Below are 9,828 nucleotides of genomic sequence, written 5' to 3'. Positions count from 1 at the left end.
TACCTGTACAAGAAACCATTTTTGTACAGGGCCGCGCATGTCCAGCTACCTGCAAACCTTCGCCGAACGCTTTGCCAGCCTCGATGCGGACAACCTCGACCGCCTGGGTGACTTGTACAGCGAGGATGTCACCTTCCGCGACCCACTGCACAAGATCGACGGGCTGAGCGACCTGCGTGCCTACTTCGCTGAGCTCTACGCCAACACCCAGGAGGTGCGTTACGCCTTCGAGGGTACCGACGAGGTCCAACCGGGCCACGGTTACATTCGCTGGACCCTGCATTTTCGCCACCCACGCCTGGCCAACGGGCGCCTGATCAGCCTGCAGGGTTGCAGCCACCTTCGCTGGCACGAACGCGTGCACTTTCATCAAGACTACTTCGACGCCGGTGCACTGCTTTACGAGCATGTGCCAGTAGTAGGCAGCGCTGTGCGTTGGCTCAAGGGGCGGCTGGCATGAGCCGCTGCTGGCTGACCGGTGCCAGCAGCGGCATCGGCGCCGCGCTGGCGCAACAGCTGCTTGAACAGGGGCATCAGGTTGCGCTGGGTGGCCGGCAGGCCGAAAACCTGGCGCCGCTGACCGCGCAGTTTCCCCAGCAGACGTTGCTGGCCATCGGCGATATCAGTGACCCTCGGCAGGTCGCTGATGTTGCCGCGCACATCGAACGCAACTGGGGCGCGCTCGACCTGGTGATTCTCAATGCAGGCACCTGTGAATACCTGGAGCCGGGTCATTTCGACCCAGAGCTGGTCGAGCGCGTGGTGCGCACCAACCTGATCGGCGTCAGTCACTGCCTGCACGCTGCCCTGCCCTTGCTGCGCCGTGGCCAACGCCCGCACCTGGTGGTGATCGGCAGCTCGGTGTCCTGGCTGGCGCTGCCCCGTGCCGGGGCCTACGGTGCCTCCAAAGCGGCCGTGCGCTACCTGATCGAGTCGCTGCGCATCGATCTGGTCAACGAGGGCATCGATGTCACGCTAATCAGCCCTGGCTTTGTCGATACGCCATTGACCCGCCGCAATGACTTTCCCATGCCCCAGATCTGGAGTGCAGAACGCGCCGCCAGGCACATTGCCGTGCGTTTGCCCAAGCGCCCGCTAGAAATCAACTTCCCCGGCGTATTCACTCTGGTACTGCGCCTGCTGGGCGCAATGCCGGTGCGCTGGCGACTGAAGCTAGGCCAGCGCCTGGCACGCAAGCAACAGGACTGAAACAGACATGCGCATCGCAATCATCGGCAGCGGTATTGCCGGCCTCACCTGTGCCTATCTGCTCTCTCGGCGGCATGAAGTCACTGTGTTCGAGGCCGCCGACTGGATCGGTGGCCACACCCATACCGTCGATGTCCAATGGGGTGGCCGCCAGTACGCAGTGGATACCGGTTTTATCGTATTCAACGACTGGACCTACCCGCACTTCATCCGCCTGCTCGACCAGCTCAAGGTTGCCTCCAGGCCCACCGAAATGAGCTTTTCGGTGCATGACCCGCGTAGCGGTTTCGAATACAACGGCCATGACCTCAACACGCTGTTCGCCCAGCGCAGCAACCTGTTGTCGCCAGGCTTCTGGGGCATGCTGCGCGATATCCTGCGCTTCAACCGCAAGGTCCTTGCCGACCTGGACAGCCAGCGTATCGACGAAGCCACCACCCTGGGTGGCTACCTGCAGACGCAGGGCTATGGCCAGCGCTTCATCGACCACTACATCGTGCCGATGGGCTCGGCTATCTGGTCGATGTCACGCGCCGACATGCTCGGTTTTCCGCTGCAGTTCTTCGTGCGCTTTTGCCGTAACCACGGCCTTCTCTCGGTGAGCAACCGCCCGCAATGGCGGGTGATCGAGGGTGGTTCACGTAGTTACCTGGCGCCGTTGTGCAAGCCATTCGCCGAGCGCATCCGCCTCAACTGCCCGGTTGACCGTGTCAGCCGTGACGAAGGCGGCGTGACCGTGTTCAGCGCGGCCGGCAGCGAGCGCTTCGATAATGTGGTGTTCGCCTGCCACAGCGACCAGGCTTTGGCCTTGCTGGAGGCGCCCAGTGCCGATGAGCGCGCAATACTCGGCGCCATCACCTACGCCAGCAACGACGTGGTGCTGCACACCGACACCCGCCTGCTGCCAACCCGGCGCAAAGCCTGGGCCAGTTGGAACTACCGCCTCGGCGGCCCGCAGCAGGCACCGGCCGCGCTGACCTACGCGATGAACATCCTGCAAGGTATCGAAGCGCCGGTGACCTTCTGCGTGAGCCTGAACCAGACCGCACTGGTGGACCCGACGCAGATCCTCGCCCGCTTCAACTACGCGCACCCGCAGTACAGCCTCGTCGCCCTCGCTGCCCAGGCCAGACAAGCTGAATTGCAGGGCCGACAGCACAGCTACTTCTGCGGCGCCTACTGGGCCAACGGCTTCCACGAGGACGGCGTGGTCAGCGCCTTGAAAGTGGCTGAGTTTTTTGGGGAAGGCTTGTGATCAGCAGCCTGTGCCACGGCTGGGTCAGCCATAGGCGCCTGACCCCGCGCCAGCATGCCTTCCGCTATCGGATCGGCATGTTCTACCTGGACCTGGACGAGCAACCCCGCCTGCTCAGCCTCAGCCGCTGGCTGGGGCGGTCGCGACTGGCGCCGCTGAGCTGGCGCGAAAGCGATTACCTGCCGGCGCTGACCCGCAATGGCATGCCATTGGCCCAGGCCGCTCGGCAATTGGTCGGCCAGGCCACCGGGCAAACGCCTGAAGGCGCCGTGCACCTGCTAACCCAGCCGCGCTGCTGGGGCCTTTCGTTCAACCCGGTGAGTGTCTACTTCTGCCACGACCCCGCCGGCCAGTTGCAGGCGATCCTGCTGGAGGTGCGCAACACGCCATGGCGCGAGCGCTTTCACTACGTGTTGCCGGTGCAAGACGGCCTGTCTACCGGGTTTTGCGTGGCCAAGGCGTTCCATGTGTCGCCGTTCATGCCCCTGGACATGGAGTACCGCCTGCGTTTTCTGCTCGATGCGCGGCGCGTACACGTGCACATGGAGAACTGGCGCGAGGGGCAAAAGGTGTTCGATGCCGACCTCGCGCTGCAACGCGGGCCGCTGGATCGCGCCGCTCTGTACCGCCATATCCTGAGTTTCCCCTGGATGAGCCTGCGCACCGTAGCAGCCATCTACTGGCAGGCCTTGCAGCTGCTGCTCAAGCGCACGCCCATCCACGACCATAGCGCCAGCCTGGGTAACCTGAGCCTGGGCCAAGCCGCCTCCAAGGAGTTAGATGATGACCGAGCCCACCCTGAGCGTTAGCAAGTCCACCGGCCTGACACCACTGCTTGGCAACCTGGCCAGGACGGCCGTGCTGGCCCAGTTGCGCCGCTTGGCCCGCGGCAGTTTGCGGGTGATCTGCAACGATCGTCAGTGGACCTTCGGTGAAGCCGGCAGTGCTCTGCACGCCCAGGTCGAAATCGTTGACGAGGCCGCCTGGAGCCTGGTCGCCAGTAACGGCTCGATCGGCGCCGGGGAAGGCTATATCCATGGCTACTGGCGCACACCCGACCTGGCCGCAGTCACCCGTGTGTTCGTCGCCAACCTTGAGGTGCTCGATGCCATGGAGGGCGGGCTGGCACGCCTGGCACGCCCGGCCCTGCACCTGCTGCACCGGCTCAACCGCAATAGCCGACGCGGTTCACGGCGCAACATCCTGGCCCATTACGACCTGGGCAACGCCTTGTTCGAACGCCTGCTCGACCCAACCATGATGTACTCGGCGGCGCAGTTCGAGAGCGCCGAGCAAACCCTGGAGCAGGCGCAACTGAACAAGCTTGAACGCATCTGCCAGAAGCTCGAGCTCAAACCCCACGAACACCTGCTGGAAATCGGCACCGGCTGGGGCAGCCTGGCCATCCATGCTGCCACCCGGTATGGCTGCCGCGTCACCACCACGACGCTGTCCGAGGCGCAGTACGCCCACACCCTGCAACGGGTGCAAGCGCTGGGCCTTACGCAACGCATCACGGTGCTGCGCGAGGACTACCGCGACCTGAGCGGGCGCTTCGACAAGCTGGTTTCGATCGAGATGATCGAGGCCGTCGGCCACCGTTACCTGCCCACTTACTTCCGCCAGTGTGCCGCACTGCTCAAGGAGGATGGCCTGATGCTGCTGCAGGCCATCACCATTCGCGATCAACGTTACGCCCAGGCGCGGCGCTCGGTGGATTTCATCCAGCGCTACATATTCCCAGGCGGTGCGCTGCCATCACTGAGCGTGCTGCTGGACACCGCCAGCCGCAAGACCGGGTTGAACCTGGTGCATATGGAGGACTTTGGCCAGGACTATGCCCGCACCTTGCGCCATTGGCGCGATAACCTGCGCCAGGCGCGCACGGCACTCAAGGACCTGGGTTACGACGAAACCTTCCAGCGCCTGTGGGAGTTCTACCTGTGTTACTGCCAGGGCGGCTTCGAGGAACGTGCCATTGGCGTGGCGCAACTGCTGTGGGCCGCGCCGCAAGCCCGTCGGGCGCCTTTGCCAGGTGCCTGAACATGTCACGTACCTGGCTTATCGCCAATGCAGTGTGGTTGCAGGCTGGCTGGTGGGTATGTGTACTCGGCGCCCACACGCCCTGGCTGCTTGCCCTGGTGCCGATAGGCTTGGCGCTGCACCTGGGTTATTGCCATGAGCGGCGCGCAGAACTGCGTGCGCTGCTGGCGATAGGGCTTGCAGGTTGTCTGCTGGACAGCCTGCTGGGGGCACTGGGGGTATTTGCTTTTGCCCAATGGCCGCTGCCCGGCTGGCTGGCCCTGATGTGGCTGGTGCTGGCAAGCGGGTTACGCCACAGCCTGGCCTGGGCTGCCCGCCCGCTGTGGCTAGGAGGGCTGCTTGGACTGTTCGGTGGGCCGTTGGCCTACCTGGCGGGGGCGCGGCTGGCCGGGGTGGAACTACCAATGGGTCCCCTGCCTACCGCCCTGCTGCTGGCACCGATCTGGGCGGTGGCATTTCCGTTGATGCTACGGCTCGCGAGAGCGGCCTGAGTCACGGCAAGGCCTTTGGCAGGCGGCGGAAAAACAGGGTGATCTGCCCGACCTCCACACCCAGTTTGCGCATGCTCGAACGGTTGATCAGGGTGTCCTCATCCATCAGGTACATCCAGTCATCGATGTCCATTTCCCAATGCCGGCCGTCGACCGGCAGGTCCAGGCGGTAGCGCCAGTGCAGGGCGTTGCCCGCCACCTCGCCGCGGGCTTCGCCGATCACATCGCCCGCACGACCACGCCAGCGCCCGGGGCCGTCCGGGGTCAGGGTCCAGATGCGCCGCTGGCGCGTACCGTCGCTGTACACGAAGTGCTCGTCAAGAATCAGCCGGTCACCTTCGCGGCGGCTGTCGATGCGCACATCGAAGCGTTTGACCACTTCCCCCGAGCGATTCTGGAACATGCCCCAGGCCTGCACCGGCACGGAGAAGAACGTGACCAGGTCCAGCGCCGGCTTTTCACCGGCGTAATGGTCGACCTCGACATTGCCGCAACTGCCCAGCAGCAGGCAGCCGACCAATAGCAACACTCTTCGCATGTTCAATCTCCTTGATCATTACCGGCCAGGCCGAGCAGGCGCTGGCGCAATTCGGGGTCCCGGGCCCGCGGGTCCAGCCAGATGGCAAAAAATGCCCTGGCAAACGCCGGGTCGGCGATTTCGCGACGCAGTTGACCATCGACATAGAACCGGGAGCCCTGCCCCGGCAGGTACACCCCGGTGATGCGCATGCCCGGGCGCACATCGACGAACGCCTCGTTCATCGCTTGCTCCCAACGCTCAAGCGTGGCCTCGGGCAAAGGGCGGTCGCTCAGACGACGCATTTCATCCAGACTGGCCTGCACCAGCGCCTCGCGTGACAACCTCCGGTGGTAGAGAAGGTCCAGGGCAAAAGGCTCACTCCAGCCCTGCGGCGAGCCTGCGCTCCACAAACGGGCGGTGTAGACACGCAGGCCAAACCAGGTGAACTCACCGCTGCCGACGCTGCGCGCCTCGGGCACCGCTGGCCGCCAGTCCGCCACGGCGGGTGGCATGACGGCAAGCGCAACGGCAAGCACGAACAGGTTGAGGGCTGTGACAGTGCTTCGCATGGCCATACTCTGGAGACCGGAATACTCAAATATTGTACAAGTATATTTTTATGTACAACTTTATGTAGAGATATCGAGTCTTTCACGCAAAATAATGACGGACGGCAATCGTTCGGTTATCGAACGGTAGCGCGTTTTCTGGCATTGACGGTCCTTGCTTCACTGCTCACCATGCCACGGCCTTGCGGGTGCTCACTGCCTTGAGCCAAACCCGCGGGCCAGAAGCATCCAGCAGCTCATTACAATTTCAAGAAACAGGTACATCGGCCATGCCTCCTATTCCCCATGCTTCCATGGGCAGCAAGATTCGCGACGCCTTTGCTGTCGGCAAGACGCGCTGGGGCATGCTCGCCCTGGTGTTCTTCGCCACCACACTGATCTACATCGACCGCGCCGCCCTCGGCATCATGCAGCCCATGCTGGCCAAGGACATGAGCTGGACGGCGATGGACTACGCCAACATCAACTTCTGGTTCCAGGTGGGTTACGCCATCGGCTTCCTGTTGCAGGGCCGGTTGATCGACAAAATCGGCGTAAAACGTGCATTTTTCATGGCGGTACTGCTCTGGAGCCTGGCCACCGGTGCCCATGGCCTGGCCACATCGGCCGCAGGCTTCATGGTCTGCCGCTTCATCCTCGGCCTGACCGAAGCCGCCAATTATCCGGCTTGTGTGAAGACCACACGGCTGTGGTTCCCCGCCGGTGAAAGGGCCATTGCCACCGGGCTGTTCAACGCCGGTACCAACGTTGGCGCGATGATCACCCCGGCGCTGCTGCCAGTGATCCTGGCGGCCTGGGGCTGGCAGGCCGCCTTTATCGCCATGGGTTGCCTGGGCCTGGTCTGGGTGGTGTTCTGGGGCTTGAAATACTTCAACCCTGAAGAGCACCCGACTGTGCGCCAGAGCGAACTGGAGTACATCCAGCGCGAAGCCGAGCCTGAGGCGGTACGTGTGCCCTTCAGCCGCATCCTGCGCATGCGCGGCACCTGGGCCTTCGCCGTGGCATTCGCGATCACCGCACCGGTGTTCTGGTTCTACCTGTACTGGCTGCCACCTTTTCTCAACCAGCAGTACAACCTGGGCATCAGCGTGACCCAGATGGGCATCCCGCTGATCCTGATCTGGCTCACGGCCGACTTCGGCAGCATTGGCGGCGGCATCCTTTCGTCCTGGCTGATAGGCCGTGGCGTACGCGCCATACGGGCACGCCTGATATCGATGCTGATCTTCGCCTGCACCATGATCAGCGTGACCTTCGCCGCCAACGCCAGTGGCCTGTGGGTAGCGGTGCTTGCCATTGCCGTGGCGGTCGGCGCGCACCAGGCCTGGACGGCGAACATATGGAGCCTGCTGATGGATTACACGCCCAAGCACCTGATAAGCACGGTGTTCGGCTTTGGCAGCATGTGTGCGGCCATTGGCGGCATGTTCATGACGCAGATCGTCGGCACCGTGCTGACGGTTACCAATAACAACTACGCAGTGCTGTTCACCATGATCCCGGCGATGTATTTCATTGCACTGGTGTGGTTGTACTTCATGGCGCCGCGCAAGGTTGAAGCGCAGTAAGCGTCAGTTGCCCCCTTCCTGGAAGGGGGCCCGCCGGCGAATGGGGCGCAAAGCGCCCCCGCCATGAATCAGCCTTCGGTCGCTTCGCGCTTCATCCGTGCCCGGCGGGCCAGGATGTTGAGCACTTCGATCGCCGTAGAGAAGGCCATCGCTGCATACACATAACCTTTTGGCACATGGGCACCGAAACCTTCGGCGATCAGGGTCATGCCGATCATGATCAGGAAGCCCAGGGCCAACATGACCACGGTCGGGTTGTCGTTGATGAAGTTCGCCAACGGGTCAGCGGCCACCATCATGACGATCACGGCAGTGATCACGGCAATGATCATGATCGGCAGGTGCTCGGTCATGCCCACAGCGGTGATGATGCTGTCAACCGAGAACACGATGTCCAGCAGCAGGATCTGGAAGATCGCGGCCGCGAAGCCCAGGGTAACCGTGGAGGACACCTTGGCTTCTTCCTTGGCGCCGTGCGGGTCGACGTTTTCGTGGATTTCCTTGGTCGCTTTCCACAGCAGGAACAGGCCACCGGCAATCAGGATCACGTCCTTCCAGGAGAAGGCATTACCGAACACTTCGAATACCGGGTCGGTCAGCTGAACGATCCACGCCACCGTGCTGAGCAGCGCCAAACGCATGATCAAGGCCATGCTGATACCGATACGGCGTGCCTTGGAACGGTATTCGACCGGTAATTTGTTGGTCAGGATCGAGATGAAGATCAGGTTATCGATGCCCAGTACGACTTCCATGGCCACCAGTGTGGCAAGGGCTACCCAGGCGGTGGGGCTTGAGGCGAGTTCCAGCAAATATTCCATTTTTCAGTCCTGCAACGTTTCTGGGTCAGATGTCCTGGGTTTTGTCTTGCTGGTCGGCGTCCTTGGGCTTCTGCCCTTCGGTGCCGATAGCGTCGCTCAGCGCCTGCTGCGCCGCTTCGTTGGTGTCATCGATGGCCTGCTTGGCCGATTTGGCGGCCTGGTCGAGCATCTGCTGGGCAGATTTCTCGGCCTGGTCGCAGCCTGCCAGGCTCATCAGTGCCAAGGCTAGCACCAAGGGTGTGCCAATGGATTTGAATTGCAGCATGGGGTCCTCGCTTGTCGATATCCCGACGGCGCGCAATGCGCCTGATGGCGTCGAATTCTAAAGATGCCGATACATCAGGAAAATTCGTATTTTCAGCGGTTATACTTCGGTTTTTACGAATCGGGAACGCGGTGATGCTCAACTATCGACAGCTTCACTATTTCTGGGCCGTGGCCAAGACCGGCAGCATCGCCCGCGCCAGTGAGCAACTGAACCTGACCCCGCAGACCATCAGCGGTCAGATCAGCCTGTTCGAGCAGACCTACGGCCTGGAGCTGTTCCAACGGGTCGGGCGGCAGCTGGAGCTGACCGAAACCGGTCGCCAGACCTTGATCTACGCCGAGCAGATGTTCCAGATCGGCGGTGAACTGGAGGCCATGCTGCGCGCCGGCCCGCAGGAGCAGATCCTGTTTCGCGTGGGGGTTGCCGACGTGGTGCCCAAATCGATCGTCTATCGCCTGCTCGCGCCCACCATGGAGCTGGACGATGTGCTGCGCATCAACTGCCGTGAGGACAAACTCGAACGCCTGCTGGCAGACCTGGCGATCCAGCGCCTGGACCTGGTGATATCCGACAGCCCGATGCCCAACCACCTGGATATCAAGGGTTACAGCCAGAAGCTCGGGGAATGCGGCTTGAGCTTCTTTGCTACAAAAGCCTTGGCCCAACGCCACGCTGGCGTCTTTCCTGGCTGCCTGCACGATGCACCATTGCTGATCCCGGGCCAGGAAACGGTAGTGCGCAGCCGGCTGCTGCGCTGGCTTGACGAGCAGCAGGTGCAACCGCGGATAATCGGCGAATTCGACGACAGCGCCTTGATGCAGGCATTCGGCCAGTCGGGCAGCGGTATCTTCGTGGCTCCCAGTGTGATTGCCGAGGAAGTGTGCCGCCAGTACGGGGTGGAGCTGATCGGGCAGACCGAGGCGGTGCACGAGTCGTTCTATGCCATTTCGGTTGAACGCAAGGTCAAGCACCCCGGGATCGTTGCCATTACCGAGGGGGCGCGTCGGGAGCTGTTCCATTGGTGAGCGCAAACAGGCCGGGACGACCCTACCAAGGTCTATGGTAAAGTCACGCCCTTTCAAGA

At 62.5% G+C, this 9,828-nt stretch carries 12 protein-coding genes; 8 read left to right on the top strand and 4 right to left on the bottom strand.

From position 1 onward, the window contains the following. The first annotated feature begins 37 nt into the window (after positions 1 to 37). From EGJ09_RS12880 to EGJ09_RS12855, 6 genes are read left to right on the top strand one after another with little or no spacing between them, the layout of a single operon-like run. Positions 38 to 460: a nuclear transport factor 2 family protein gene (locus EGJ09_RS12880; RefSeq protein WP_046785751.1), complete on the top strand. Its 423-nt coding sequence runs from the start codon at positions 38 to 40 to the stop codon at positions 458 to 460. Continuing rightward, on the top strand, positions 457 to 1,209 hold the full coding sequence (locus tag EGJ09_RS12875) for an SDR family oxidoreductase (protein WP_125924013.1): 753 nt from the start codon (positions 457 to 459) through the stop codon (positions 1,207 to 1,209). The genes EGJ09_RS12880 and EGJ09_RS12875 overlap by 4 nt, the downstream gene beginning before the upstream one ends. Positions 1,210 to 1,216: 7 nt before the next feature. Beyond that, positions 1,217 to 2,464, top strand: coding sequence for an NAD(P)/FAD-dependent oxidoreductase (locus EGJ09_RS12870; protein ID WP_125924011.1), 1,248 nt, complete (start codon positions 1,217 to 1,219; stop codon positions 2,462 to 2,464). Then, positions 2,461 to 3,273 (top strand): DUF1365 domain-containing protein, encoded by an 813-nt coding sequence (locus EGJ09_RS12865; RefSeq protein WP_125924009.1) that lies wholly within the window; start codon positions 2,461 to 2,463, stop codon positions 3,271 to 3,273. The genes EGJ09_RS12870 and EGJ09_RS12865 overlap by 4 nt, the downstream gene beginning before the upstream one ends. Continuing rightward, entirely contained in the window at positions 3,248 to 4,507 is a 1,260-nt protein-coding gene (locus EGJ09_RS12860) for a cyclopropane-fatty-acyl-phospholipid synthase family protein (protein ID WP_125924007.1), read from the top strand. The genes EGJ09_RS12865 and EGJ09_RS12860 overlap by 26 nt, the downstream gene beginning before the upstream one ends. A 2-nt stretch (positions 4,508 to 4,509) precedes the next feature. Further along, positions 4,510 to 4,998, top strand: a complete 489-nt coding sequence (locus EGJ09_RS12855) for a DUF2878 domain-containing protein (RefSeq protein ID WP_125924005.1) — start codon at positions 4,510 to 4,512, stop codon at positions 4,996 to 4,998. A gap of 1 nt (position 4,999) precedes the next feature. Here the strand turns inward: EGJ09_RS12855 and EGJ09_RS12850 are convergent, their stop codons facing one another. Both EGJ09_RS12850 and EGJ09_RS12845 read right to left on the bottom strand, forming a co-directional pair. After that, positions 5,000 to 5,536, bottom strand: a complete 537-nt coding sequence (locus EGJ09_RS12850) for a DUF3833 domain-containing protein (protein ID WP_125924004.1) — start codon at positions 5,534 to 5,536, stop codon at positions 5,000 to 5,002. A gap of 2 nt (positions 5,537 to 5,538) precedes the next feature. Further along, a complete protein-coding gene (locus EGJ09_RS12845; RefSeq protein ID WP_046785744.1) occupies positions 5,539 to 6,093 on the bottom strand; it encodes a chalcone isomerase family protein in 555 nt (184 codons plus the stop codon). A 263-nt stretch (positions 6,094 to 6,356) separates the two neighbouring features. Between EGJ09_RS12845 and EGJ09_RS12840 the strand changes: the two genes are divergently transcribed. Continuing rightward, positions 6,357 to 7,655, top strand: coding sequence for an MFS transporter (locus EGJ09_RS12840; protein WP_125924002.1), 1,299 nt, complete (start codon positions 6,357 to 6,359; stop codon positions 7,653 to 7,655). A gap of 68 nt (positions 7,656 to 7,723) precedes the next feature. On the opposite strand, the gene EGJ09_RS12835 is transcribed toward EGJ09_RS12840, so the two are convergent. Together EGJ09_RS12835 and EGJ09_RS12830 are read right to left on the bottom strand one after the other, a co-directional pair. Beyond that, on the bottom strand, positions 7,724 to 8,476 hold the full coding sequence (locus EGJ09_RS12835) for a TerC family protein (RefSeq protein WP_125924000.1): 753 nt from the start codon (positions 8,474 to 8,476) through the stop codon (positions 7,724 to 7,726). 25 nt (positions 8,477 to 8,501) lie between these two features. After that, positions 8,502 to 8,741 carry a hypothetical protein gene (locus EGJ09_RS12830; RefSeq protein ID WP_012315027.1) on the bottom strand — a complete coding sequence of 80 codons (240 nt, stop codon included), beginning with the start codon at positions 8,739 to 8,741 and terminating at the stop codon, positions 8,502 to 8,504. Positions 8,742 to 8,875: 134 nt separating this feature from the next. Between EGJ09_RS12830 and nhaR the strand changes: the two genes are divergently transcribed. Further along, complete coding sequence (gene nhaR, locus EGJ09_RS12825; protein ID WP_125923999.1) at positions 8,876 to 9,769, top strand: transcriptional activator NhaR; 894 nt, start codon at positions 8,876 to 8,878, stop codon at positions 9,767 to 9,769. The last annotated feature ends 59 nt before the right edge of the window (positions 9,770 to 9,828 follow it).

The sequence above is a fragment of the Pseudomonas sp. p106 genome (genome assembly GCF_003936645.1).
GTDB classification, from domain to species: Bacteria; Pseudomonadota; Gammaproteobacteria; order Pseudomonadales; family Pseudomonadaceae; genus Aquipseudomonas; species Aquipseudomonas putida_E.
The sequence above is the reverse complement of the archived record's forward strand: the minus strand, read 5'-3'. Positions and strand labels throughout refer to the sequence as shown.

Excerpts from the sequence above, each read along its gene's own strand:
- EGJ09_RS12845 (WP_046785744.1), bottom strand. The coding sequence starts at position 6,093 with ATGGCCATGCGAAGCACTGTCACAGCCCTCAACCTGTTCGTGCTTGCC.
- nhaR (WP_125923999.1), top strand. The coding sequence starts at position 8,876 with ATGCTCAACTATCGACAGCTTCACTATTTCTGGGCCGTGGCCAAGACC.
- EGJ09_RS12850 (WP_125924004.1), bottom strand. The coding sequence starts at position 5,536 with ATGCGAAGAGTGTTGCTATTGGTCGGCTGCCTGCTGCTGGGCAGTTGC.
- EGJ09_RS12840 (WP_125924002.1), top strand. The coding sequence starts at position 6,357 with ATGCCTCCTATTCCCCATGCTTCCATGGGCAGCAAGATTCGCGACGCC.
- EGJ09_RS12875 (WP_125924013.1), top strand. The coding sequence starts at position 457 with ATGAGCCGCTGCTGGCTGACCGGTGCCAGCAGCGGCATCGGCGCCGCG.
- EGJ09_RS12880 (WP_046785751.1), top strand. The coding sequence starts at position 38 with ATGTCCAGCTACCTGCAAACCTTCGCCGAACGCTTTGCCAGCCTCGAT.
- EGJ09_RS12835 (WP_125924000.1), bottom strand. The coding sequence starts at position 8,476 with ATGGAATATTTGCTGGAACTCGCCTCAAGCCCCACCGCCTGGGTAGCC.
- EGJ09_RS12830 (WP_012315027.1), bottom strand. The coding sequence starts at position 8,741 with ATGCTGCAATTCAAATCCATTGGCACACCCTTGGTGCTAGCCTTGGCA.
- EGJ09_RS12855 (WP_125924005.1), top strand. The coding sequence starts at position 4,510 with ATGTCACGTACCTGGCTTATCGCCAATGCAGTGTGGTTGCAGGCTGGC.
- EGJ09_RS12870 (WP_125924011.1), top strand. The coding sequence starts at position 1,217 with ATGCGCATCGCAATCATCGGCAGCGGTATTGCCGGCCTCACCTGTGCC.
- EGJ09_RS12860 (WP_125924007.1), top strand. The coding sequence starts at position 3,248 with ATGACCGAGCCCACCCTGAGCGTTAGCAAGTCCACCGGCCTGACACCA.